Consider the following 26,110-nt stretch of genomic DNA (forward strand, 5'->3'; position numbering starts at 1 on the left):
AAAGGAGATATTTAAGTGGAAGTTGAAGTTTTAAAAGAATGGTTCACATTAGAAAATATAATGGAAATTATCGAAGACTACCGTGCAATTGGACCGATTCCAGGGATATTATTACCTATGCTAGAAGCCTTTTTGCCTTTTCTGCCATTGGTGATCTTTGTGATGGCGAACGCCAATGCTTTTGGGTTATGGTTTGGATTTCTCTTTTCTTGGGTAGGAGCATCTGTAGGAGCGTTGCTTGTCTTTCTTCTTATTCGTCGATATGGGCAAAAAAGATTCCTCTCCTTCCTAAAGAAGAGCCCGAAGGTAAAGAAATTAATGGCATGGTTAGAAAGGCACGGATTTGGACCATTATTCTTATTACTATGCTTTCCATTTACGCCATCAGCTGTTGTCAATATCGTGGCGGGTCTTTCGAAAATAAGCATCTATCAGTATATGCTAGCCGTTATAGCTGGAAAAATGGTGATGATTTTTACGATAAGCTTTGTTGGCTATGATATTCGATCACTGATTACACAGCCTATCCGAACAGCCATTGTAGGAGTCGTGATTTTCATCTTGTGGCTTGTTGGGAAACAAATTGAAGTCAGACTAAATAAAAACGTGGAAAAGGAAAAACAAATTAGTTAAGTCGACATTCTACATATAGCTAAATTTTCCTGGAGGTGAAGGAGTTGAGAGAAGAGGTAAAAAAAGAGGGCATTGAATGGATAAAAGCAGTGGGAATTGGTCTTATTTTAGTTGTTTTCATTCGTGCATTTTTCTTTTCTAATTATGTCGTAGAGGGTGAATCGATGAGACCAACTCTCGAGGACGGAAATAAGCTGATTGTCAACAAGCTTGGCTATCAAATCGGAGATTTTAACCGCTTTGATGTCATTGTTTTTCATGCAAACGAGGAAGAAGATTATGTGAAAAGAATCATCGGCTTGCCTGGAGATGAAATTGAATACAAAAACGACCAGTTGATTATTAATGGGAAGAAAGTCAATGAACCTTACCTCGATAAATATCGTAAACAACACCTCGCAATAAGGCTAACAGAGGATTTTACCTTAACCGTGCCAAAAGAGAAGCTTTTTGTCCTGGGAGATAATCGATTAAAAAGCTACGATAGTCGTCAATTCGGCTTTATCTCAATTGATCAAGTAGTGGGCAAAGTGAATTTACGCTATTGGCCAATTGATCATATGGATATGTCTTTTTAAAAATCTCTTTTCTCAAACTTTGTTGCTTTTAGGCTTTAAGATTATAACAAAAAAAACATACTAAGATTAGTAGTGCGGACCAAGGCATTGGTTAGCACTACTATTTTTTTATATAGTAGAAGTGAAGAATAGGTCGGTGGCTCTTTGGGATCTAGAATCCGTAAAAAAAACTGACCTTCTTCATTTACCTTATTTGAATCAGGTTTAAGTATGTTGGATCCTTAAGATCGTGTATAAGAAATGGGAATCGATAAGTGTAAAATGAAGTCTTCAATCGTACTATACTAGAGAGAGGTGAAAGGAACGTGAAACATATTATTTCATTTGATGTAAGTATGGGGAAAAGTTACATGGTTATATACAACTCGTTTAAAGAGTGTGTATACGAAGGCGAATTTAATCACACTAAAACGGGCTTTGCTGAAGTCAAATTAAGGATTGATCAAATTATTATAAGCTATGGAGTGCTCCCTGAAATCGTGTTTGAATCTACAGGAGTCTACTCTAAGGCTTTAGAGCGTTTTATGAAAGAGAACCACTACCGATATTGCTTATTGAATCCTTTAGAGGCAAAGATTCAATGTGATTCCTTGCGAATCCATAAAACAGATCGAAGTGATGCGCATAAATTAGCCTTAACTCATTTTACGATGGATAGAAAAGAAAAAAAGGTGTCTGATTCAGTCTTTGATCAACTGAAATCACTTTCGCGATTCTACAGTGAATTGGACGACGAATTAACGGTTATTCGAAATCGATTACATAAGGTTATGCAGGAAACTTTCCCAGAACTCGAGACCATTTTCACAAGAAAATCAGATTTGTTTTTAAACATTGCCCAACTCTTCCCCCACCCTGACTTTCTAATTGGGCACTCAAACACAGTTATTCGAAACAAAATTATAGCGAATACCAATAAAAATATTTCTAAGAACAGAGCTGAAAAGAAGGCACAGGAACTACTACTAGCTGCGGAACAATCCTATCCAGCTGTTTCATCAGTTGATGTTCTTTGTGAACAAGTAAGAATCTACTCCAAACGTTTTCAAGAGCTTTTAAATGAAAAAGACCGATGTACCGAGAAAATGATTAAGCTCGCTGAACAAAGAGTAGAGTATAAGATCCTCCTAAGCTTTCCAGGTATAGGCCCAAATACAGCTGTAAGGCTAATGGCTGAGATTGGAGATATATTCAAATTTAATAATAATAAACAACTCAATGCTTTCGCAGGAATTGATATCAGACGCTTTCAATCTGGGAAGTCCTTCTATAAAGACAAGATTAACAAGCGTGGAAATAAGCACTTGCGTAAGCTACTGTTTATTATTATTCAAAATATGATTAGGCTACGTCGAAACGGGAATAACCACATCGTTGATTATTACGACAAATTAAAAACGCAACCTTATAACAAATGTCATAAAGTTGCGTCCATCGCTTGTGTGAATAAACTACTAAAGAGTATCTTTCATTTAATCACACATGGTATAAGCTATGACTACCGGCTAGCCACCTCATCATAGTTATACCTCACATTCTAACATATATTTAAGCCTATTCAAAAAATGATTATAGATTAGGCTTATTTGTCGTTTCTTTCTCTTGTCCCCAAACAAAACAATGAACCCATCAAGAAGAAATATTTAAAAAATACTTGACTGGACGTAAGAAACAGCCTTTGAAAAAATGAATGCATACTGAGGGGACTCGATTATTTTCGGGTTCCTATTTTTGTGCTACACTAATAAGAAAGAAAAGTCAGAAAATAAAAGGGGGGGGAGACGATGGAAAAACCACTCGCTGTGATGAGGACAAAGCTCATTCCACCAAGGTTTCGTGAAGAATCACTTCGAAGAGCAAGGCTTACTCGAAAAATGAAAACGATTTCAAAGTATCCTTTGACGCTTGTTCATGCAGGTGCAGGCTATGGAAAAAGCACAGCATTATCATTATATGTTCATGATGAAGAAATTCGTTGTTGTTGGTACTCGATCACCTCCTCTGACGATGATATTGTCCCTTTTCTGACTTATGTAATGGCTGCGGTCCAGAGCATAATTCCTTCTTTTGGTAAGGACCTAGCTGAGTATATGGAAAAAATGGATCCATATATCCGTGAAGAAGAAATTAGCCAGCTATGTACGGTATTTATAAATGAAATCGTTAGCTTAGAAGATGAAATAACGATAATATTGGATGATTTTCATCAAATTGAGCACTCGTACAACATAAATCACTGGATGGAGAAATTATTAGAGCACATACCGGAGAATTTACATCTTATTGTCTCGAGTCGGAGCAGACCGCTTTGGAAATATCTTCGGAAAATGAAAGTTAGTAATCAACTACTAGAAATAACTAAGGAAGATCTCGTTTTAACAAAGGAGGAAGTCGAGCTCCTACTATATGATTTTTATCAACTTAGTTTAACGGAAGAACAACTTGAGGAAGTGTACCGTTTAACCGAGGGATGGGTAATCGCTTTAGGGATGGTCGCCCAGCAAATTCCTGAATATCCAGAGCTGGTTTTTAAAGAGCCCTCGCTTTCATTAGAGGACTTATTTCACTATCTAGCGTTAGAGGTGTTTGAAAAGCAGCCACCAATGATTCAACAGTTTCTTGAGCAAACAAGTGTGCTTGAGGAAATTGATGAAGAAATATGTAATGAGGTCCTTGGGCTTACTGGTTCGAGAGCGATGTTACAGCAAATTCATGAGCGAAATCTATTTATCCAAAAATTGGGGGATAATCAATTTCGCTATCATGCGTTATTTAAAGAATTTCTAGAGGAACAGTTGCGCACGAATCAACCTCGAAGTTTTGCATTAATTCATGAACGATGTGCTCGTTTTTTCGAGAAAAAAGAACAATGGGAAACGGCTATTAGACATTATGAAAAAATGGGCCATATTCAAGCAGTTGCAGCACTTTTAAATGATTATGGTTCAAAGCTTCTTGAGAGTGGAAAGCTAGAAAGCTTATACGACCGTTTAGGTAAAGTTCCGGATGAAATTAAGGATCAATTTTTCAAGCTGTGGTTTTTGCAAGGTGAGGTGGAGCGCTATCGCTCTTTATATATGGAAGCATCTGTTTCATATGATCGGGCGATTGTGGAGGCTGATAAAAGAGGCAATCAGCTTGAAAAAAGCAAAGCGTTAGAAGGAAAAGCACAAATATTTCTTGATACGATTCAGCCGTTCAATGCGGAACGCTTATTGTATCAGGCGATTGAAATTCGAGAAAATAGTGATATAAGCCCCGAAGAAGAAACTCATAAGCTGTATCGGTTGCTAGCAGAGAATTTAATCAACTCAGGGAAGGCAAAGAAGGCGGAGAAATGGATAAAGAGAGCACAAGCCTTCCATGAAAATATTGTTGATGGGAATTTAGAAGCAAGGCTTTATTTACGGACAGGTCGGTTAGAGGAAGCGAGAAAAACGTTACTGTCAGCGAGAAAGTTATCGAATATGCAAAAACTTCCCCAGTCTCATCGTGAAACCGATTTATTATTAGCACTTATTGAAGCATTTAAAGGAAATGATGAGGAGTCCAAGAAGTTGGCCCAAGCTGGCATTCAATACGGAATTGAAATTCATTCCCCATTTGTGGAAGCTTGTGGTTGGATTCGAATGGGTCATGCAGTTCAACTCATTCATCACTATGAAAATACTTTGGCAAAAAAGTGCTATGAAACGGCGTTAGACATTATGGAACAGATTCAAGTTGAGAGAGGAAAAGCTGAGCCCTTAATGGGGTTATGCATTTTATATGGAAGTAAGGGAGAATATGAGCGTGCCATTGAAATGGGAGAAGCAGCCCTGCAAGAGACGGAAAAGGTCAAGGATCTGTGGCTTTCATCTTTAATTATGTTAGGAATGGGGATTGCCTCTATAAATAATGACCGGCTTGAGGAAGCATTTATTTATTTTCAAAAGGCGGAAAAAATGTTCGTTGAGTGCCAAGATGAATATGGGAAAATGCTGAGCTTTTTTTGGCTATCTTATTGTTCTTTTTTAGGGCAAGAGGAAGAGAATTTTAAGAAATATATCCTTCAGTTTTTAAAAAATGTACGTCTTGGAAACTATGAATATATTTTTCATAAAAGAACTCTCTTTGGCCCAAGAGACCTGCAAATCTTTGCCCCGTTATTAATTGAAGCACATCGAAAAAATATTTCCTCAGGTTACACAGGAAAGCTTTTACAGGATATGGGTATATACCAGCTTGATTCCCATCCAGGATATACTCTTAGAATAAAAGCCTTGGGGCAATTTAAAGTATGGCTCGGGAACAAAGAAGTAGAAGAAAAAGATTGGCAAAGAGGAAAAGCGAAGGAACTTCTTCAGCTATTTATGACCCATATTCGCCATATGTTTACGAAGGAAGAAATCTTTCAAAAGCTATGGCCAACCTTAGATGAAAAAGGTGCGACGAGAGATTTTAAAGTTGCGCTAAATGCTCTGCACAGCGCTTTAGAGCCGAATCGAAAAGCACGAGAAACACCATTTTTTGTAATCAGAGAAGGGGCTACATATGGAATAAATGTCGCTGCTAGAATTGAATTAGATGCATCAGAATTTGAAGAGTGGGTCACGCTAGGACTTGATGAGAGTGAGCGGAATCAAGCGATTTCTTGTTTGGAACGAGGTCTCCAAATTTATAAAGGAGATTATTTGCATGAACGGTTATATGACGATTGGTGCTTAAATGAACGGGAAAGATTGCTTGTTCTCTTTTTAAGAGGAGCCGAAAAGCTCGCCCAATTGTATGTGCGAATTGAGGATTATAATAAGGCGATCTATTGGTGTGAACGAATTATCGAGAAGGACCGGACATGGGAAGAAGCATATCGGCTAATCATGTACTGTTATTATCGAAAAAACAATCGACCTTTTGCTTTGAAGTGGTATAAGAAATGTAGCGAAATCTTAGAAGAAGAGTTAGGAGTCACCCCTCTCGATCCTACTCGTCACATGTATGAAATGATTCTAGAAGCGGAAGAAAATATCGAACCGATTTGAGCAACCCAGATGATGGGTTGTTTTTTGTTATTTTGTTTCAAAAGCAACAAGTTTTTTTCGTAAGAAAATAAACAATGTTTGAGAAAAGAGCCTCTTTGTAACTCAAATGTAACCTGCTCGATTTATGATGTTTTCAAAGCTCGTAAGCTTATGGAAAAGACTATGTTTTACACATCTTGTTGATGGGCAGCACTAGGGTAAGACTTGGTGCCTGGAGCGGAAAGAAACAAGATAGTAAGCAATGAGTCTTTGAAAAAATTTAAGGGGGAAGAACGACTGTGAAAACGTTGAAACGGAGCTTGTTTTTTGCATTCTTTTTATCATTATTCTTGATTGCAAGCGCATGTAGCAACTCAGAACAAACCGAGTCTGAAGGCAATGAAGGAACAGAAGGAACAACTGAAACAGAAGAAGCACCAACAGAACCAATTAAAATTGGTGTGCTTGCCTCACAAACAGGCGGGCTAGAAGCGTATGGTGAGCAAACATTAAGAGGATTTGAACTTGGATTGGAATATGCGACAGAAGGAACGATGGAAGTAGCTGGACGAAAAATTGAATACATCATAGAAGATACAGAAACAAAGCCTGAAGTTGCCGTTCAAAAAGCGACAAAACTATTAGAAGAAGATGAGGTTGATTTTCTAGTCGGTTCTTCTAGTTCAGGTGACACATTAGCCGTACTACCACTAGCTGAAGAATATGAAAAAATTATGATTGTTGAACCAGCGGCTGCAGATAGTGTAACAGGTTCAGAGTTTAATCCATATATTTTCCGTACAGCTCGTAACTCTTCCCAGGATGCCGTAGCTGGTGCAGCTGCCATTGCTGGTGAAGGGGTTAAAATTGCTACATTTGCCCCTGATTATTCCTTTGGATGGGATGGAGTGGCAGCATTCAAAGAAGCTGCTGAAAAACTAGGAGCAGAAATTATTCATGAAGAATATGCCCCTCAGGATGCAACAGACTTCACGTCTAATATTCAAAAAATCATTGATGCAAAGCCAGATTATTTATTTGTCGTATGGGCTGGGGCAAACTCTCCTTGGAATCAAATTGCTGACATGAAAGTACAGGAAAAAGGAATTAAAATCTCGACTGGTGCACCAGATATCGCGGCATTAGCGACTATGGAGCCCCTTGTTGGAATGGAAGGCTTCACCGTTTACTATCATGACCTACCGCAAAATGACATGAATACCTGGCTCGTTGAAGAACATAAAAAGCGTTTTAATGGAGATGTACCTGACTTATTTACACCAGGAGGTATGACAGCGGCCATTGCGATTGTAGAAGCCCTCAAGAAAACAGAGGGAGAAGCTGATGCAGATACCTTAATTGAAACAATGGAAGGGATGAGCTTTGACACACCAAAAGGCACAATGACCTTCAGACCAGAGGATCATCAGGCGTTACAATCGCTATATGCAATTAAACTGGAGAAAAAGGACGGAGTTCCATATCCAGTCCCAGTTTTAATTCGTGAATTGAGTCCGGAAGAGACTGCTCCTCCAATTAGGAATTAGCATTAGTACGGACAATGAGCTTCGGTAATTTTACCGAAGTTCATTGTTCTATTTTAAAAGGAGGTTTTCGGGTGGAGACATTATTTGAAACAAAGGATTTAACCATCGCTTTTGGTGGGCATATAGCTGTCGATCACGTGAACATATCGGTTCCTGCCAATCAATTCAAATCGATCATCGGTCCGAACGGTGCAGGGAAAACGACATTTTTCAACTTGTTGAGTGGTCAGCTTTCTCCAACGGAAGGGGAGATCTTTTTCCGTGGAGAAAATATTACGAAGCTCTCTTCGACTGAACGGACAAGGAAAGGGATTGGACGCTCCTTTCAAATCACGAATGTGTTTCCGAATTTGACGGTATTAGAAAATGTACGACTTGCTGTTCAGTCTCAGGCAGGTATTCGATATCAAATGCTTTCCCATTTTAAAAAATATCAAGACTTAGAGGCAAAAGCACTGGAATGGCTTGAAATGGTGATGCTTGAGGATAAGCAAGAGACACTTGCGATCAATTTGGCCCACGGTGAAAAAAGAAAATTAGAGATTGCGATGTTACTAGCGTTAAACACAGAGGTTTTACTGTTAGATGAACCAACAGCAGGAATGTCGTTGGAAGAGGTACCTGCGATTTTAGATGTGATCCGACGAATTAAAGAAAAAGGTGATCGAACGATTCTATTAATCGAGCACAAAATGGATATGATCTTGGATCTATCCGACTCCATTATGGTGTTGTTTAACGGGCGGTTGCTTGCAGATGGCACTCCTAAAGAGATTATGCTAAATGAAACCGTCCAGTCTGCCTATCTAGGAGGGATTCACAGTTGACTATCCAATTGAAGTTAAATGAGGTTGAAACCTATATTGGCCAGTTTCATATTTTACAAGGCATTTCACTAGAAGTACGTAAAGGTGAGGTAACCGTGCTCCTCGGGAGGAATGGTGCCGGGAAAACGACGACACTAAGAACAATTATGGGCTTAAATCCCTCTACAAAAGGAACGATCACTTTTAACAATGAGGAAATTCAGTCACTTCCGACGTATTCTGTAGCGCAAAAGGGGATAGGTTATGTTCCGGAGGATCAGGGCATTTTTTCCGAGCTGACAGTTGAAGAAAATTTGAAGGTTGCCATGAAAAATGAAAGTGACAGTACAAAAGAGCGTCTTAATTATATTTTAAATTTGTTTCCTGATTTAAAGAAGTTTTGGAAGAAGCCCGGTGGTCTTTTAAGTGGCGGGCAAAAACAGATGCTTTCGATTGCACGAGCGTATGTAAACGATAATGAGCTTCTTTTGATTGATGAGCCGAGTAAGGGACTTGCTCCGATTGTCGTGGAAAAAGTGATGGAATCGATTATCGAAATGAAGGATACAACAACGATTGTGCTTGTCGAGCAAAATTTCATGATGGCGAGTACGATCGGGGACCATTTTTACATTATTGACGATGGGCAGACGGTACAAAATGGACCAATGGAAGTGCTAAAAGAAGACGATGAGATGAGGAGAAAGTATTTAGGCATCGCGTAGAGGAGGGAAGAGGAATTGGATGTTTTCTTTAATTTAACATTAAATGGATTGGCGACGGGCATGCTCATTTTTCTATTAGCTGCAGGGCTAACACTGATTTTTGGATTGATGGATGTCCTAAACTTTGCCCATGGTGGATTATTTGCCTGGGGAGCTTATAGTGGTACGTGGCTCTATGCTACAACCGGTAGTTTTATCATCGGCATTCTCGGTGCCGTGGTTACGGGATTAATTCTTGGGCTGATTACAGAACGGGTCATCATTAAGCCAGTATACGGTAATCATGTACAGCAGATTTTAATTACTCTCGGTCTCATGCTTGTTTTATCTGAATTATTAAAGGTCGTTTGGGGACCGAATCAGCTTTCGGCAACAGCTCCTGATTTCTTAAAAGGAAGCTTTGAGGTGGGCGGAGTTATTATTATCAAATATCGCCTTTTTATCATTGCTGTTGGGTTACTTGTGTTTTTCGCCGTTCAATATGTGTTGAAGAATACAAAAATCGGTCTTGTTGTTCGCGCTGGAGTTATGAACAAAGAGATGGTGCAAGCACTTGGAATCAACATTAAGAAGGTCTTTATGCTTGTCTTCATGGTTGGTTCTGGAATGGCAGCTCTTAGTGGGGTTCTCCTTGGTCCATATTCCGGCGTCATTCATGCAGAAATGGGTATGGAGTTTGCGATTCTCGCCTTTATTGTCGTTGTCATTGGGGGAATGGGGAGTTTCCCAGGCTCGATTCTAGCAGCCATTCTCGTTGGTTTATCTGGCTCCTTTATGGCTTATTATGTACCAGACTTAGCCCTTGCTGCAAACATGCTGTTAATGGCGATAGTCCTAATTTTTAGACCACAAGGCTTATTTGGGTGGAAGGGGTGAGAAAAAAGTGAAATCAATATTTGTTCAAAGAAAAAACATTGTTTATACAATCATTGCGATTTTGCTTATCCTTTTTCCATTTATGAATGATTCTCGCTCGATGATGATTTTATTTACACAAGTGTTTATCTTTGCGATTTTCGCCATGAGCTATGATTTACTGTTAGGATTCACAGGAATTGTTTCATTTGGTCATGCGATGTTCTTTGGAATTGGAGCATACGCAGTTGGGATCTTTATGAAACAATTTGAACCCACCTTACCTTATTTCCTACTGGCCGTCGTCATAACGATCCTCATCACAGCTATTGTTAGTTATGTAGTAGGATTATTAACTTTACGCTTAAAAAGTCATTTCTACGCAATGCTCACATTAGCATTTGCTAGTTTGTTTTTAGTATTGGCTGAAAAATGGCGCACATTGACCCATGGAAATGACGGTTTTACTTTTAGAACGCCTGAAATATTTCGAGATCGATTAGATTTTTACCTAATCTGCCTCGTTTCCATGATTGTCGTCTTTTTGCTCTTAAACCGGTTTACAAACTCACCATTAGGAAAGGTGTTACAAGCGATTCGGGAAAATGAGCAAAGAACAGAATCCTTAGGCTACAGCGTTATACAATACAAAATTATCGCGAGTGTTGTCTCAGGTGTTTTGGCTGGATTTGCAGGAATCCTTTACTCCGTATCGTTGCGTTTTGTTAACACGAGTGTATTTACGATGGACATTACGTTGGATGCTCTCTTAATGACGATAATTGGTGGTGTCGGTACATTAATCGGAGCGATTATAGGAGCTGGATTGATTGAATTTGCTCACCATTGGTTAACCGAGCTTGCGAAGGTTCATTGGATTTTTGAACGTTGGATTATCTTCTTTGGCATTATCTATATTCTTGTCGTGATGTTTTTTCCGCGAGGAATTGTCGGAACAGTAAGGAATATAAAACTGAAATCCAAAAAGCGTGTAACCGATAAATCAGAGCAACAAAAGGCAGCGGGTTAAGGAGGAATGGTTATGGAGCAAACACAAATTGCCTCATTTATTATTCGATTTCATTTAGCTGAGTTTGATAAGGAATCAAATAAAAAGAGTTGGCGAATTAAAGTCACGCATGTACAAGAGGACGAGGAAACCCTTTTTGAAACGATTGAGGAAGCGACTCTTTTTATGAAAAAGATTGTCGGGGAAGCTTAAAACTGAGGTGAGGGGAAATGACAATTGGAATCTTGAGTGTCGCGACATATATTCCTGATACTTTTATGACAGGAAAGGAAATTGCAAAAAAAGCAGGGATTCCATATGAAATTGTGGAAGAAAAGATGGGGATTAAATGTAAACCGATTCCAGGTGTGGATGATCATACTTGTGAAATGGGGATAAAGGCTGCCAAAAAGGCGATAGCGCGAGCAGGAATCGATCCATTAGAGATTGATTTGATTATAAATATTGGTGAAGAACATAAGGAGTATCCTTTATGGACTGCCGGAATTAAGCTTCAGGAGGAAATTGGTGCATATAATGCTGTGGCCTTTGATGTTGCACTAAGATGTGGAACAACAATTATGGCTTTAAAGATTGCGAAGGATATGATGAGTTCGGACCCAAAGCTAGGAACCGTCTTACTTGCAGGGGGCTATCGTAATATCGATTTTATTGATTACGAGAATACGAGAACTCGTTTTATGTTTAATCTTGGTGCAGGCGGTGGAGCGATGCTGTTACGAAAGGGTCACAGCGAAAATCGACTCCTGGAAACCGACTTAATCACAGATGGAAGCTTTTCTGAAGACGTAGTGGTTGTAGCAGGGGGAACAAAGAACCCACTTACAAAAGATAATCTTCACCTCCACCAACTTGATGTCTTAGATCCTGAGGGGATGAAAAATCGACTGGAACAGAAGTCAATGGCCAACTTCTTGAAGGTTATTCGCGAATCACTGAAAAAGAGTGGGTACTCTGAGAAGGATATTCAGTATGTGGGTCTCTTACACATGAAAAAATCAGCACATGAATATGTATTAAAGGAATTAGGTTTGTCTCAAGATCATTCTATTTATCTAGAAAACTACGGTCATATTGGACAAATTGATCAAATTTTATCTCTAGAGCTTGCAGAACAGGAAGGTAAGTTAAAGAATGGCGATATCGTCGTCTTAGTAAGTGCAGGAATCGGCTATGCATGGGGGGCAACAACAATTCGCTGGGGAAAGGGAGATTAGTATGACACTGGGTGTTCAAGTAGAACTGAAAAAAGTATTGTTGTCGAACGGTGAAACATTGGCATATCGAGAAAGAGAAGGTGGAGAAAAGAAGGTTTTGCTCATTCATGGAAATATGACTTCTTCAAAGCATTGGGATCGGGTTATTGAAAACATCGCGCCTTCTTTTAAAATCTATGCGGTTGATTTAAGAGGATTTGGAGGGTCCACCTATCATACTCCTATTCAGTCAATTAAGGATTTTTCAAAAGATGTGAAGCTCTTTGTTGATTCCATACAGTTGACTGATTTCTCGATTGTTGGTTGGTCAACAGGAGGAGCTGTTGGAATGCAGTTTGTCGCTGATTACCCTGGTGTTTGTGAAAAACTCGTCCTTTTAGCCTCCGCTTCAACAAGGGGTTATCCATTTTATGGAGTAACAACGGATGGTCAAGTTGACTTGAACAATCGTCTCCAAACGTATGAAGATGTGAAAAACGATAGTAAAACCTTGGCGATTCAAGGAGCGTATGATACGCAAAATCGTGAACTGTTGAAAGCGACTTGGAATGCGTTGATTTACACAAAAAATCAACCAAGTGAAGAGCTTTACGAGGAGTATGTTGATGATATGCTGACACAAAGAAATTTAGCAGAGGTGTATCATGCGCTCAATACTTTCAACATTAGTTCGGTGAACAATGGTTTAACAGGAGGGGAAAATCAAGCCAAAGATATTATCATCCCAACACTTGTGCTTCGAGGTGAACGTGATTTGGTTGTTGTTAAGCATATGGCAGAAGAGATTATGCAGGACTTTGGGGGAAATGCTCGTTTTGTTGAATTGAAAGATTGTGGGCATTCTCCTCTCGTAGATGATTTAGAACAATTGTTACAGGAGATAACTGATTTCTTATCTTAATGGAGGAAGAACTATGAGATTAGCTGAAAAGGTAGCGATAATTACTGGAGGAGCAGGGGGAATTGGCTTCGCTGCAGCAGAAACCTTTGCTCACGAAGGGGCAATGGTAGCCATTGCTGATTTTGATGAAGAGGTTGGTGGTGGAAAAGCAAATGAACTCCAGGAAAAAGGCTACGATGTAGCGTTTTTTCAAGTAGATGTCTCGGAACGAGTCAGCGTTGATGAGATGGTGCAAAGAGTACTAGACCGTTTTGGTACTATTGATATTCTTGTCAATAATGCTGGAATTACAAGAGATGCGATGCTTTCCAAAATGACTGCGGCCGATTTTCAAAAGGTAATCGATGTAAACTTGTCAGGTGTTTTTCATTGTACACAAGCGGTTCTTCCTACTTTGGTGGCGAAAGGAAGCGGGGCGATCATCAATACTTCGTCTGTTTCGGGTGTATATGGAAACATTGGGCAAACAAATTATGCTGCCTCAAAAGCAGGAGTTGTAGGCATGACAAAAACATGGGCAAAAGAGCTTGGCCGCAAAGGAATTACTGTTAACGCAGTAGCACCGGGATTTATTGAAACGGGAATGACCGCTACGGTACCTGACAAGGTTATTGACCAAATGAAACAGCAGATTCCACTTGGCCGGCTTGGGGCACCACAAGATATTGCTAACGCCTATTTGTTTTTAGCTTCTAATGAAGCAAGGTATGTAAATGGCATCACCTTACACGTGGATGGTGGGATTCGGATGTAATACTTTAAAAGTAGCCTTGGGCTACTTTTTTGCATTTGTAACTTCCTTGTAACCACTTCTAATTACAATCAATCCATCAAGAATGAAGGAGAGATTGTGGTGAGGTGGGAGCTTGACTGGCTAGCAAATAAAGCGAGTTTAACATCAAATGCAGTAGCAATTATTGATGCGGAGCAAAAGAGGGAATGGACATTTGCTGAGTTCAATCACCTATGCGAGAATACGGCAAATTGGTTATATAAACAAGGAGTGAAAAAAGGCGATCGCGTTGCCCTTTTTTCACCAAATGATATTAGCTATTTTCAATTGCTTTGTGCTTGCCTTAAGCTTGGGGCAATATTCGTTCCGATAAATTGGAGGTTGTCCTTTCATGAAATAGCCTATATTTTACAGGATTGTTCACCAAAACTAGTTGGCTATCACGAAAGCTTTCAAGAGAATATGGAACATGAAATATTTGCATCATACTGTTCCTTTCAAGTGAATCAGAATGTAGAAAAAGGAGGCCAATATTCAGCAGAACCTATCCACGAAAGAGATCCGTTAGCGATTATTTATACAGGGGGGACGACTGGAAATCCAAAGGGAGTCGTATTGTCTCACCGATCGATCATGTGGAATGGGATAAATACGATTATTAGCTGGAATTTAACAAATGATGACACGACGCTAACATATATGCCTCTTTTTCACACAGGAGGTCTAAATGCGTTATCGATTCCTCTTTTAATGGCAGGGGGAAGGGTTGTCATCGGTCGAGAATTCATTCCTGAAAAAGCTATTCAGTATATCAAGGACTATCAATGCACGATTGTATTACTAGTTCCTACCATGTATCAAATGATGATTGAAACAAACGAATTTCAAACGAGTACCTTTGAATCGATGAAAACCTTTTTATCAGGGGGTGCTCCATGTCCGTTAGAAATTTATGAGGCTTTTAAAAGAAAAGAAATTTTATTCAAAGAAGGCTATGGACTGACAGAAGCTGGTCCGAATAATTTTTTCATTGATCCCCATGTTGCAATGGAGAAACTAGGTTCAGTTGGAAAGCCGATGATGTTTAATGAAATCAAATTGGTAAAGGAAAACGGAAAAGAAGCAGGTGTGAACGAGGTAGGAGAGGTGCTGATAAAAGGAAAGCACTCCTTCGAATATTATTGGAACAATAAACAGGCGACAAAGGAAACAATAGAGGATGGCTGGCTTAAGACTGGTGATCTAGCACGAATGGATGAAGAAGGCTATTTTTACATTGTTGGTAGGAAAAAGGATATGATTATTACGGGTGGAGAAAATGTCTATCCTTTAGAAGTGGAGCATTGGCTAGCTTCTCATCCTAAGGTGGATGAAGTAGCGGTTGTTGGATTGCCAGATAAAAAATGGGGAGAGATGGTGGCTGCTTTCGTGGTCCCGAAACCGGATGAAGAAATTGAAAGTGAAGAGTTGAAAACATTCTGTTCTTATAAGTTAGGAAAATATAAAATTCCAAAAGTTTTTTTTTTCTAGAAGAGCTCCCAAAAACACATGTGGGGAAAATTGATAAAAAGCTGTTAAAGGAAATGGGCTCAAATATAAACGAAAAAGCGTGAAGAATGAATTTTCACGCTTTTTGTGTTTTAATTGATAAATAGTTTCAAAAATTTGGAGGATTATTATGATCGAAGCAGTGATTCATGGATTGATTTTAGCATTTGGACTTATTCTACCTTTAGGGGTACAAAACGTATTTGTATTTAATCAAGGAGCAATTCAACCTAAATTCTCAAAAGCGCTCCCTGTTATTATTACCGCATCGCTTTGTGACACGCTACTTATTTCATTAGCAGTATTGGGAGTGTCAGTTGTTGTATTAAGCTCCTATTGGATTAAAACGATTCTTTTTGTAGGTGGGATCATTTTTCTTGTATACATGGGAATCGTCGTTTGGAGAAGCAAGCCTACACAGCTTGATGGAGAGCAAACGTCAGTTTCACCGAAAAAACAGATTCTCTTCGCAATGTCGGTTTCTTTGTTGAATCCTCATGCGATCATGGATACGGTCGGCGTAATTGGAACAAGCTCTATTAAGTATATAGGAACTGAAAAATTCGCCTTTGCGATTGCCTGCATCATAACATCATGGATATGGTTTGCTGGACTTGGAATTGCAGGAAGACTTGTAGGCAACCTGAATAAATCAGGTCAGTTTTTGAACGTTCTAAACAAGGTTTCAGCCATTATTATGTGGGGAACAGCCATCTATATTGGGATATCTCTCTTTGAGTAACGCTGTTTTCATAATGGTTGTAGTTTTTTTCGTAAATGTCCAGAGGCCGACATTTACGCCTCCTACTCGGTTTAGTGGAACACATAAATTTTGCACGGCACTTTTCGCTAATATCATATTGTTTTTTAGGGTCAACTAGGTAATTCCTATACCAACTTAGCTTCAAAAGCAACAAAGTTTGCGAAAAGAGCCTTGTATAAAAAAATCGAGCCATGGATGCTCGATTTTTTTTCTAAAAGGCGTGTTGTTCCTGAACTAACTCCTGGGATAGAAAGATCCCTAAAATAAAGTTAAGGATAAAAAATCCTATTAGTAAAAAAAGAACGAATTGGAAGTTGAGTAGCATGACAATTGGCGAAGCAATACTTGCCCCTGTTAAGAGGACAAATGAATAGATAGTAAGGGCTTTGGCACGGTGTGTTCCTCCTAACGTACCAACTAATGTGATCACGGTAGGAATCAGTAATGAAATTGAAGCCACAAATAAAATCGATAGAGTCATTAAAGCAAACCAGCTATGAAAGAGGCTCATAGCAATGAGACTGATCATACCAATCGCAAAACCTGTAAACATGGTACGTTCTATCCCAAATTTCTCAATCAGTCTCCCGGTAAATAGGGAAAGGACGGCTCCGGTTAATCCAACGGCACGAAGGCTAAATAGCTGCTCAGGTTGTTCTCCAAAATAGCGTCCAATTCCATCATAAAGGGCAACGAAAGAAAAGAGCAATGTGAAGGTAATTCCGTAGCATTTAAGTAAGGTTCTATGTTTGAATAAGGAAGTCATTGTGGATAGGATAGCACGATTTTTAAAGTGTGATATTTTGGACTTTGGAAGGACGATTAGACTCAGAATAAAAAGGACAAAGTAGCTAATTGCAAAAAAATAATAGACATTATTCCATACAGATAGAGCGGTAATTGAAGAACTAATTAATTGACCGAGAATTCCAGCCATTAAGAAGCCTGTGTTAATAAAAACAAGTAGGAGTGTTCTTGTTCTTTCGGTATAGTGATCAAAGATAAGTGCGAACGCGACTGGTGCGAAGCTTCCTAGTGTTAGCCCCTGAAGAGAACGTGCGGTGTAAAGACCAATTGTAGTATCCACTAACCCGACCATTAAGGTTGAAAAAGCTGAAGCGAGCATGCCGATTATAATGATTTTTCTTCTTCCGAATTGGTCAGATGCTGGACCGAAGTAGAGAAGCCCAACCGCGTAGCAAAGGGAAAATAAACTTCCAGCAAAGACGACATGGTTTTCTTTAATCTGTAAGGAGTGAGAAACAGTGTCATAAATGGGGATTAAGGTATAAATATTGCTGGCAACAAAAACGCCAGTAATGATGAGTAAAACCGCTGTGTATCTTAATCTCGTATCCACATATATCACCCGCCTATGCCATAGTATGCAAGTACTGTGGCATAGGTAGGTTGTATAAGCAATTGAATATTATTTCAATCGGAATCCTTCTTCTTTCAAATACTGGGCTGCTTCATTATAGGAAGGAAATGTTCCATCAAGATTTAATCCAGCATAAACATTCCACATCTCATCTTCATAAATAAGAATAAGGGTGAAGTTTTCTTCATTAATCCAATATTCTTCTTCTTCAGATTCTCCGACAATCGCAGACTCGATGTTTGATCTTGGGGCTAGTGATTCAATCGATTGTTCAATAATTTTACGAAGCTCTTTTGCTGAGAATTCACGGATATTGACCATTCCTTTTTGGTCTGGTTCATATTCATCTAAGTATTCAGCATAGACAAAGCCATTTCCATTGGGATGTAAATGGTAAACAACAGTCTTTTTATCATAATCACTTTCTTCATAATGAAAATTAACACGACCTAATGATACATCACGGCGAGTTAATTGAGGGAACGATTCAATAATTTGTAGCTTTTCTTCAAATGATAGCATGGTGCCTCCACTAAAATTGGATTTTAATTTCGTTTCATTATACCATTAGATTTAACCTTAACAAAAACAGAGAAATAGAGGAGCAAGTAAAATGTCAGATGGCCGTAATCGTAAAGATATAAAAGAAGGACTAGAAGTGGAAATCGTCTTAAAAAAAGACCAAAGAACAGGAAAATTAACAAAAGGAACCGTGAAAGATATTTTAACCAATTCCTCCTTCCACCCCCATGGAATCAAAGTCCGACTAACAGACGGACAAGTGGGAAGAGTACAATCGATTATTAACAGCTGAACAGCAATGTTCGGCTTTTTTTTGGATCATGTTCTAATAGCGAAAAATCAACGATTATCTAGCATAACCTTCCAGAAAAGGAATACAATTTTTTATATGAAAAAAGTAACAAAACATGATCCGAAAAATTGACTACATATTGTGGTAAGATGTGTATAGTCTACAACACAGAAGACGCATAGTGGGTGTTTTAGGAGGTTAAACAATGTCGATAAGACTATTGATTGGAAGATCAGGAACAGGAAAAACAACCTTCTCTCTAAACGAAATACAAGAAAAAATGAAGAGGGACCCTGATGGTGATCCAATCATCTATTTAGTACCAGACCAAATGACATTTCTGTCTGAATATAAATTAATCACAACCCCTGATATCGCTGGGATGATCCGTACCCAAGTATTCAGCTTCTCTCGTCTTGCCTGGAGAATTCTCCAAGAAACAGGCGGAATTAGTCGATATCATATCAACAATGTTGGGGTCAGCATGTTGATTCGAAAAATCATCATGGATAAAAAGGAAGAGCTTAGACTTTTTGAAAGAGCAGCTGATAAGAATGGGTTTATCCAACAAATGGAGACTATTCTAACCGAGTTTAAACGCTATCTCGTTCGGCCTGAAGAATTAGCAGAAAAACAGCGGGATACTAATGAAAAAGTTCTGCAGGACAAGCTCCACGATTTAGAAATCATTTATCAGGCATTTGAAGATGCCTTATTTGGAAAATATACAGATTCAGAGGATTATTTAAGATTACTAGGTGAGCAGATTGCGAACTCATCTTATTTGAAAAATGCAACCATCTATGTAGACGGTTTTTATAGCTTTACACCGCAGGAATATTTGATTATTGCACAATTAATGAAACACGCTAAACAAGTAACGATTGCGTTAACTTTAGATCAACCGTTTACTCATGAGGCACCAGATGAACTTCATCTCTTCCGCATGTCAGGTGAGACGTGTCAAACCCTTTATGAAATGGCAAGAGTAGAAGGACTGGAAATAGAAGAGGTCCTTTTTGAAGAACAATTGAGGTTGGCAAACGATTCCTTGCAACACATGGAATCATTTTTTGATCAACGACCAAGTATTCCTTATGAAAAAGAGCCTCTCATTCATCTTGCCGAAGCGGTCAATCGGCGAGCAGAGATAGAAGGAATTGCCCGTTCTATTCGCAAACTCGTACGAGATGAGGATTATCGATATCGCGATATTGCTGTGCTTTTGAGAAATGGGCAGGAGTATCAGGATCTCATCGAAAATATTTTTGCAGATTATGAAGTACCAGTCTTTATTGATCAAAAAAGAGTAATGCTCAACCATCCATTAGTTGAACTTATTCGTTCAAGTCTTGAAGTGATCAATGGATTTTGGCGCTATGAGCCTGTCTTTCGAGCGGCGAAAACAGAGCTCTTTTTCCCATTAAATCAGAACCCGCGAGTGCTACGTGCAAAAATGGACAAGCTCGAAAATTATGTTCTTGAGCACGGTGTTCAGGGTGGAAAATGGACGAAAAAGGAACGTTGGAAGTATCGTAGATTCAGAGGATTAGAGTTTGAAACTGGTGTTCAAACGGATGCGGAAAAAGAATTAGAAAATGAATTGAATGAATTAAGGGATATGATTTCGGCTCCTATTCTGACATTAGCGAAAAGATTTAAGAAGGCAGAGACGGGTAAGCAGCTATGTGAGGCACTCTATCTTTTTCTTGAGGAACTCGAAATCCCAGCGAAATTAGAAAAGTGGAAAACAGAAGAAGAGGAAAAAGGAAATCTTGTGGCAGCCCGTGAACACGATCAGGCTTGGAATGGGATTATCGATTTACTTGATCAGTTTGTGGAAATGCTCTCCGATGAACCAATTTCGCTGAAAAAATTCGCTAGTATCATAGATGCGGGCTTGGAATCGTTGCGTTTTGCTCTTGTTCCACCAGCCGTAGACCAAGTATTAGTCGCGGATCTTGAATTATCACGTCTATCGGATATTAAGGTAGCCTTTGTAATTGGTTTAAATGATGGAGTACTTCCTGCGAAGTTTACAGAGGATGGATTGCTCGCAGATGAGGACAGGGAGCGTCTCGCAACAAGAGGGCTGAAGATTGCCCCTAGCAGCCGTAAAAGATTGCTAGATGAAGAGTTTTTAGCTTACAAAGCTTTTACAACTGCTTCGGACCGCGTTTTTATCAGTTATCCAATGGCGAATGATGAAGGAAAGGCACTCATGCCATCTCCGTATATTTCAAGAATGATGGAGATGTTCCCAAATATTCACCATCATCGCTATTTAGCTGAAATATCTGAGCTTCATGAGGATGAGCAAGTGGACTATATTTCCCATGAGGAAACGAGTCTGTCTTATTTAACGGCTCAGCTTCAGCTATTGAAGAGAAATTATCCAGTCTATGAGATGTGGTGGGATGTATATAACTACTATTTATCACATCCACGTTTGAGTGAAAAAGCAAAAAATGTCTTGTCGAGCTTGAATTATACAAATGAATCGAAGCAAATTACGGAAGAAACGAGTAGAGAACTGTATTCCGATGTAATTCAGGGTAGTGTTTCACGGATGGAGCTGTTTTCATCTTGTGCGTTTTCCCATTTTGCTCAGCACGGCCTGAAGTTAAGAGAACGGCAAATATTCCGCCTAGAAGCGCCTGATATCGGTGAATTATTCCATGGTGCTTTGAAATATATTGTTGAGACCGTGACGGTCAGTGAACGTACCTGGGACCGCATAACGAGGGATGAAATTGAAAGGCTAGCAAAGGAAGCGGTTGAGCTTTTAGCACCGAAGCTTCAGCATGAAATTTTGTTAAGTTCGAATCGTCATCATTATATAAAAAGAAAGCTTGAGCAAATTATCAAGAGGGCTTCATTCGTTTTACAAGAACACGCAAAGGCAAGTGGCTTTGCTCCTGTTGGCTTAGAGCTAGGATTTGGTCCAAAACAAAAGCTTCCACCAATGAAATTCTCATTAAATAATGGGACAAAGATGGAGCTAATTGGTCGGATTGACCGTGTCGACAAGGCTGAGGATGACAAAGGCGTTTATTTACGGATTATTGACTACAAGTCGAGTGCCAAAGAATTGAATGTTAATGAAGTGTATTATGGATTAGCACTGCAGATGCTGACGTATTTGGACATCATTTTAACCAATTCAAAAATGTTAATTGGAAAAGAAGCAAATCCGGCAGGGATGCTCTATTTCCATGTTCATAATCCGATTGTGAATGCATCGAAAATGCTTTCTCTTGATGAGCTTGAAGATGCCTTGTTTAAGAAGTTTAAGATGAATGGGCTATTACTTGGAGACGAAAATGTTATTCGGATGATGGACCAAACATTGGATTCAGGAGAATCTTCCATCATTTCTGCAGGCATTAAGAAGGATGGCATGCTCACGAAGCGTTCGAAGGTTGCAAGTCTAGATGAGTTTGATGATTTAAGAAAGTATGTCCGCAATTTTTACGTGAAAACAGGGAATGCCATTGCCGGTGGAAATGTGGAGATTGCCCCTTATAAAATGAAGGACCGAAAGCCTTGTACATTTTGTTCGTTTAAATCGGTTTGTCAATTTGATGAATCGATGGAGGGGAATGATTATCGTAATCTCCCAATTCATTCAAAAGAAGAGGTTCTACAAATGATTCGAAAGGAGGAGGAAGCACATGGCGATTCCAACTAAGCCTGAGGGTGTGACATGGACAGACGACCAGTGGAAAGCGATATGGGCAAGTGGCCAGGATATACTTGTGGCTGCGGCAGCTGGCTCTGGTAAAACCGCTGTCCTTGTTGAAAGAATCATTAACAAAATTCTTTCGACGGAAGACCCGATTGATGTAGATGAACTGTTAGTCGTGACGTTTACAAATGCGTCTGCTGCTGAGATGAGACATCGAATCGGAGAAGCTTTGGAAAAAGCGATTAATGCCAATCCATCTTCAAAGCATCTAAGAAAACAATTGAGCTTGCTAAATCGAGCTTCAATTTCGACCTTGCATTCCTTCTGCTTAGAAGTCATACGTAAGTATTATTATAAAATTGATGTCGATCCTGGCTTTCGAATTGCTGATGCGACAGAGGCCCAGCTATTACGTGATGAAGTGATGGATGAACTGTTTGAGGACGAATATGGTACGGACGGAAATGAAGCATTCTTTGCTTTAGTGGATACTTTTTCAAATGACCGTAGCGATGTGGCTCTTCAGGAAATTATTCGTGAAATCTATGATTTCTCACAAGCAAATGCTTCACCGAGCAAGTATTTAAATTCGATGAAGGATATGTACCATCTTGGGGAAGGAACAGAAATCGAAGAGCTTCCTTTTGTCAATGCACTCCTTTTTGACATCGAATTGCAGCTCCGAGGAGCCAAGCAACTTTTACAAAATGCTCTTGAATTAACGAAGCTTCCAGGAGGACCAGCTCCGCGAGCAGAGAATCTGATAGATGATATAAGTCAAATGGATGGGCTACTTGAGGCAAAGAAGGTTTCTTGGCAGGAGCTACATTTGCGCATGCAGGTCGTGAATTTTTCTCGCGCAAAAGCTTGTCGTGGGGATGAATTTGATAAAGAACTTTTAGAGCAAGCACAAAAGCTGAGAGATAAAGCGAAAAAAATGATCCGGAACATAAAGGACGAACTGTTTTCAAGAAAACCTGAAAGCTTTATCCGTGATATGAGAGAAATGGCGCCACATGTGGATACATTGGTTCGACTTGTTGAGAGCTTTGCGGGTCGATTTGATGCGGTGAAAAAGGAAAAAGGGCTTGTTGATTTTGCTGATTTGGAGCATTATTGTCTGCAAATATTAGCGGAGGATGCGGGAAGTCTGATTCCTTCTGAAGCTGCATTATCGTACCGAAACCATTTTAAAGAAGTATTTGTGGATGAATATCAGGATACGAATATGGTTCAAGAATCGATTCTTCAGCTCGTGACGAAGGAAGGCGAGAAGAGCGGCAATATGTTCATGGTTGGAGACGTAAAACAATCCATCTACCGCTTCCGTTTGGCTGAACCGAATTTATTTTTAGGCAAATACCTCCGTTTTACAAGTGAAGGACAGGATTCTGGACTTAAGATTGATCTTGCACGAAATTTCCGAAGTCGCAAAGAAGTGCTAGATGGAACGAATTTTCTTTTTAAACAGCTAATGGGGACTAGCGTCGGAGAGATTGAATATGATGAAGCAGCTGAACTTGTTAAGGGAGCCGACTATCCTGAAGGGGAACATCCGATTGAATTGCTGTTAATCGATCAAGAAGGTAAAGATGACAGTGAGGATGAAACCGATGAGGTAGAAGAGCTCCAGTTTGATGCAGTAGAACTTGAGCAATCGCAATTAGAAGCTCGGGTTATGGCGGAGAAAATCAAACAATTAATTGCAGAACGGAAGGAAGTCTATAATGGGAAGACGAAGTCAAGTCGCCCGATTATGTACAGAGATATCGTAATTTTGCTTCGTTCAATGACATGGGCACCGCAAATTATGGAGGAGTTTAAGGAGCAAGGGATTCCAATTTACGCGAATCTATCTTCGGGTTATTTTGAAGCGACAGAAGTATCGATTATGATGTCTCTTTTAAAAATGATCGACAATCCGTATCAGGATATTCCTCTAGCAGCAGTACTTCGCTCACCGATTGTTGGATTAAATGAAGAGGAGCTTGCGACGATTCGTATTCATCATAGAAGTGGTTCTTTTTATGATGCAGTTCTAGCTTTCTGCGAGAAAGCTCCTACAGCCGAAACAGAAGAGCTAAATGGTCGTCTGAAACTATTTTTAGAGAGTTTCCAAGAATGGCGCAAGAAAGCACGACAAGGGGCGGTTGCAGAGCTGATTTGGCAGCTATATCGAGAAACGAAATTCTATGATTTTGTTGGTGGGTTGCCTGGTGGAAAGCAGCGTCAAGCGAATCTACGTGCTCTTTATGACCGAGCAAAACAATACGAGAGCACATCCTTTAGAGGGTTATTCCGGTTCTTGAACTTTATAGAAAGAATGCGTGACCGTGGGGATGACCTAGGGGCAGCAAGAGCACTCGGTGAGCAAGAGGATGTTGTTCGAATTATGACGATCCACAGCAGTAAAGGCTTGGAGTTCCCGGTCGTGTTTATTGCGGGAACTGCTCGTCAGTTTAATATGATGGACCTACGCAAATCGTATATGCTCGATAAAGAGCTTGGATTTGCTGCAAAATACGTGAATGCAGAGAAAAGAATCACCTATCCATCTCTTCCACAGCTTGCTTTTAAGCGGAAAAAGAAGCTTGAGATGTTAGCCGAAGAAATGCGCGTCCTTTATGTGGCTTTAACTCGTGCAAAGGAAAAATTGTATATGCTCGCTTCGGTAAAGGAAGTAGAGAAGAAGTTAGAAAGCTGGTCGCAAGGATTGGCGCATCAAGAATGGTTATTAGGCGAATATGAGCGAGCATCAGCTAAAAGCTATTTAGACTGGATAGGGCCAGCGCTTATAAGACACCAAGATAGTGAAATACTTCGTGGTGAAAAAGGAATCGACCCATTGGTACCAATGGAGATTACGGAGCATCCTTCATCTTGGCGGATAGAGATTATTAAATCGACGGATATTGCTTCGAGGAATGAAGAGCAAGAAGTTGAAGAAGATCAATTGCTAGAAAAGGTCTATCGTGGCGAAGCGATTGATTTGGCATCAGAGCGAAAAGAAGAAATTTTACAAGCTTTGAGTTGGCAATATTCTTTTAAAGAGGCTGCTTCACATCGCTCAAAGCAGTCTGTATCTGAAATGAAGAGACAGCGTGAAATCGTTGATGAGCATAGTGGGAAGGAACTGCTTTCTAGAGTTTCACGTCCAATTTTTAATCGCCCTCGTTTTCTACAGGAGAAGAGCATTACGCCTGCGGAGAGAGGAACGGCTATGCATATGGTCATGCAGCATGTAGATTTAGGGAAGGCGATTACGGCGGAGACCATTGGGCATCAGTTAGAAGCAATGGTCGAAAAAGAGCTTTTAACAGAGGAACAAAAACAGGTTATCGATGTGGAGCAGATTGTTCAATTCTTCCATTCTGAGTTGGGACAAAGGATGTTAAAGGCAGAGTCACTTAAACGTGAGGTACCATTCAGTGCTGCCTTTCCGGCGAGTGTCGCTTATCCGGATTGGAAAGGCGAGAACGAACCGATTTTAGTACAGGGTGTCATCGACTGTGTATTTGAAGACGAGAATGGACTCGTTCTTGTCGATTACAAGACTGACGGCATTCATGATCGCTACAGAGGTGGGTTTGATGAAGCTAGACCAATCTTGGAGAAGCGATACCAGGTACAAATCGAGCTCTACACAAAAGCACTCGAGCAAATTTTAAAGAAAAAAGTGACGGAACGGTATTTGTTCTTCTTTGATGGTGGGCATATACTGGGGCTATGATTTTTTATAAAAAGCTGTTCTCATGAGCGATTCATGAGAGCAGTTTTGTTTTTTGGTTCTACATATTTGGCTTATATGTTGTTCAATAGCAAATGCGTGTCAACTTGTATTAGATTAAGTCGGAAGTTGTCAATCAAGCACTAAATGATTGACAACTTTTC

20 protein-coding genes are annotated in these 26,110 nt (G+C 39.7%); 18 read left to right on the top strand and 2 right to left on the bottom strand.

What is annotated here, in order from left to right:
- Positions 1-60: 60 nt before the first annotated feature.
- The 15 genes from FAR12_RS11350 (at position 61) to FAR12_RS11425 (ending at position 16,315) form a co-directional block, all read left to right on the top strand.
- Positions 61-633 (top strand): TVP38/TMEM64 family protein, encoded by a 573-nt coding sequence (locus FAR12_RS11350; RefSeq protein WP_425456166.1) that lies wholly within the window; start codon positions 61-63, stop codon positions 631-633.
- A 44-nt stretch (positions 634-677) separates the two neighbouring features.
- Positions 678-1,211: a signal peptidase I gene (gene lepB, locus FAR12_RS11355; protein WP_126408786.1), complete on the top strand. Its 534-nt coding sequence runs from the start codon at positions 678-680 to the stop codon at positions 1,209-1,211.
- A gap of 305 nt (positions 1,212-1,516) precedes the next feature.
- The gene (locus FAR12_RS11365) at positions 1,517-2,734 is read left to right on the top strand and encodes an IS110 family RNA-guided transposase (protein WP_126408787.1); all 1,218 of its coding nucleotides are present in this window, start codon (positions 1,517-1,519) and stop codon (positions 2,732-2,734) included.
- Positions 2,735-2,995: 261 nt separating this feature from the next.
- On the top strand, positions 2,996-6,232 hold the full coding sequence (locus tag FAR12_RS11370) for a winged helix-turn-helix domain-containing protein (protein WP_126408788.1): 3,237 nt from the start codon (positions 2,996-2,998) through the stop codon (positions 6,230-6,232).
- 329 nt (positions 6,233-6,561) lie between these two features.
- Entirely contained in the window at positions 6,562-7,758 is a 1,197-nt protein-coding gene (locus FAR12_RS11375) for a substrate-binding domain-containing protein (RefSeq protein ID WP_425456167.1), read from the top strand.
- 71 nt (positions 7,759-7,829) lie between these two features.
- Positions 7,830-8,585: an ABC transporter ATP-binding protein gene (locus tag FAR12_RS11380; protein WP_126408789.1), complete on the top strand. Its 756-nt coding sequence runs from the start codon at positions 7,830-7,832 to the stop codon at positions 8,583-8,585.
- A complete protein-coding gene (locus tag FAR12_RS11385) occupies positions 8,582-9,289 on the top strand; it encodes an ABC transporter ATP-binding protein (protein WP_126408790.1) in 708 nt (235 codons plus the stop codon). The genes FAR12_RS11380 and FAR12_RS11385 overlap by 4 nt, the downstream gene beginning before the upstream one ends.
- A gap of 15 nt (positions 9,290-9,304) precedes the next feature.
- Positions 9,305-10,165 (top strand): branched-chain amino acid ABC transporter permease, encoded by an 861-nt coding sequence (locus FAR12_RS11390; protein WP_126408791.1) that lies wholly within the window; start codon positions 9,305-9,307, stop codon positions 10,163-10,165.
- A 7-nt stretch (positions 10,166-10,172) separates the two neighbouring features.
- Positions 10,173-11,174 carry a branched-chain amino acid ABC transporter permease gene (locus FAR12_RS11395; RefSeq protein ID WP_246010375.1) on the top strand — a complete coding sequence of 334 codons (1,002 nt, stop codon included), beginning with the start codon at positions 10,173-10,175 and terminating at the stop codon, positions 11,172-11,174.
- 12 nt (positions 11,175-11,186) lie between these two features.
- Positions 11,187-11,366, top strand: coding sequence for a hypothetical protein (locus FAR12_RS11400; protein WP_126408792.1), 180 nt, complete (start codon positions 11,187-11,189; stop codon positions 11,364-11,366).
- Positions 11,367-11,383: 17 nt separating this feature from the next.
- The gene (locus FAR12_RS11405) at positions 11,384-12,391 is read left to right on the top strand and encodes a 3-oxoacyl-ACP synthase (protein WP_126408793.1); all 1,008 of its coding nucleotides are present in this window, start codon (positions 11,384-11,386) and stop codon (positions 12,389-12,391) included.
- A 1-nt stretch (position 12,392) separates the two neighbouring features.
- Positions 12,393-13,292, top strand: a complete 900-nt coding sequence (gene phaZ, locus FAR12_RS11410) for an intracellular short-chain-length polyhydroxyalkanoate depolymerase (RefSeq protein ID WP_126408794.1) — start codon at positions 12,393-12,395, stop codon at positions 13,290-13,292.
- A 13-nt stretch (positions 13,293-13,305) separates the two neighbouring features.
- Complete coding sequence (gene fabG, locus FAR12_RS11415) at positions 13,306-14,046, top strand: 3-oxoacyl-ACP reductase FabG (RefSeq protein ID WP_126408795.1); 741 nt, start codon at positions 13,306-13,308, stop codon at positions 14,044-14,046.
- A gap of 99 nt (positions 14,047-14,145) precedes the next feature.
- Positions 14,146-15,555 carry an acyl-CoA synthetase gene (locus tag FAR12_RS11420; RefSeq protein ID WP_342772313.1) on the top strand — a complete coding sequence of 470 codons (1,410 nt, stop codon included), beginning with the start codon at positions 14,146-14,148 and terminating at the stop codon, positions 15,553-15,555.
- A gap of 148 nt (positions 15,556-15,703) precedes the next feature.
- Entirely contained in the window at positions 15,704-16,315 is a 612-nt protein-coding gene (locus tag FAR12_RS11425) for a LysE/ArgO family amino acid transporter (RefSeq protein ID WP_126408796.1), read from the top strand.
- A gap of 232 nt (positions 16,316-16,547) precedes the next feature.
- Here FAR12_RS11425 and FAR12_RS11430 read toward each other — a convergent pair whose 3' ends face one another.
- Together FAR12_RS11430 and FAR12_RS11435 are read right to left on the bottom strand one after the other, a co-directional pair.
- Positions 16,548-17,696: an MFS transporter gene (locus FAR12_RS11430; protein ID WP_126408797.1), complete on the bottom strand. Its 1,149-nt coding sequence runs from the start codon at positions 17,694-17,696 to the stop codon at positions 16,548-16,550.
- 69 nt (positions 17,697-17,765) lie between these two features.
- Positions 17,766-18,239, bottom strand: coding sequence for a hypothetical protein (locus FAR12_RS11435; protein WP_126408798.1), 474 nt, complete (start codon positions 18,237-18,239; stop codon positions 17,766-17,768).
- A gap of 91 nt (positions 18,240-18,330) precedes the next feature.
- Between FAR12_RS11435 and FAR12_RS11440 the strand changes: the two genes are divergently transcribed.
- The 3 genes from FAR12_RS11440 (at position 18,331) to addA (ending at position 25,949) form a co-directional block, all read left to right on the top strand.
- Entirely contained in the window at positions 18,331-18,531 is a 201-nt protein-coding gene (locus tag FAR12_RS11440) for a YwbE family protein (protein ID WP_126408799.1), read from the top strand.
- A 205-nt stretch (positions 18,532-18,736) separates the two neighbouring features.
- On the top strand, positions 18,737-22,222 hold the full coding sequence (addB, locus tag FAR12_RS11445; protein ID WP_126408800.1) for a helicase-exonuclease AddAB subunit AddB: 3,486 nt from the start codon (positions 18,737-18,739) through the stop codon (positions 22,220-22,222).
- Positions 22,206-25,949, top strand: a complete 3,744-nt coding sequence (gene addA / locus FAR12_RS11450) for a helicase-exonuclease AddAB subunit AddA (RefSeq protein WP_126408801.1) — start codon at positions 22,206-22,208, stop codon at positions 25,947-25,949. The genes addB and addA overlap by 17 nt, the downstream gene beginning before the upstream one ends.
- The last annotated feature ends 161 nt before the right edge of the window (positions 25,950-26,110 follow it).

Source organism: Bacillus yapensis, assembly GCF_005280205.1.
GTDB lineage: Bacteria > Bacillota > Bacilli > Bacillales > Cytobacillaceae > Robertmurraya > Robertmurraya yapensis.

Bases quoted from the DNA above. Each gene is read 5' to 3' on its own strand.
- FAR12_RS11350 (WP_425456166.1), top strand. From the start codon at position 61: ATGGAAATTATCGAAGACTACCGTGCAATTGGACCGATTCCAGGGATA.
- fabG (WP_126408795.1), top strand. From the start codon at position 13,306: ATGAGATTAGCTGAAAAGGTAGCGATAATTACTGGAGGAGCAGGGGGA.
- phaZ (WP_126408794.1), top strand. From the start codon at position 12,393: ATGACACTGGGTGTTCAAGTAGAACTGAAAAAAGTATTGTTGTCGAAC.
- addB (WP_126408800.1), top strand. From the start codon at position 18,737: ATGTCGATAAGACTATTGATTGGAAGATCAGGAACAGGAAAAACAACC.
- FAR12_RS11425 (WP_126408796.1), top strand. From the start codon at position 15,704: ATGATCGAAGCAGTGATTCATGGATTGATTTTAGCATTTGGACTTATT.
- FAR12_RS11440 (WP_126408799.1), top strand. From the start codon at position 18,331: ATGTCAGATGGCCGTAATCGTAAAGATATAAAAGAAGGACTAGAAGTG.
- FAR12_RS11400 (WP_126408792.1), top strand. From the start codon at position 11,187: ATGGAGCAAACACAAATTGCCTCATTTATTATTCGATTTCATTTAGCT.
- FAR12_RS11435 (WP_126408798.1), bottom strand. From the start codon at position 18,239: ATGCTATCATTTGAAGAAAAGCTACAAATTATTGAATCGTTCCCTCAA.
- addA (WP_126408801.1), top strand. From the start codon at position 22,206: ATGGCGATTCCAACTAAGCCTGAGGGTGTGACATGGACAGACGACCAG.
- FAR12_RS11370 (WP_126408788.1), top strand. From the start codon at position 2,996: ATGGAAAAACCACTCGCTGTGATGAGGACAAAGCTCATTCCACCAAGG.
- FAR12_RS11405 (WP_126408793.1), top strand. From the start codon at position 11,384: ATGACAATTGGAATCTTGAGTGTCGCGACATATATTCCTGATACTTTT.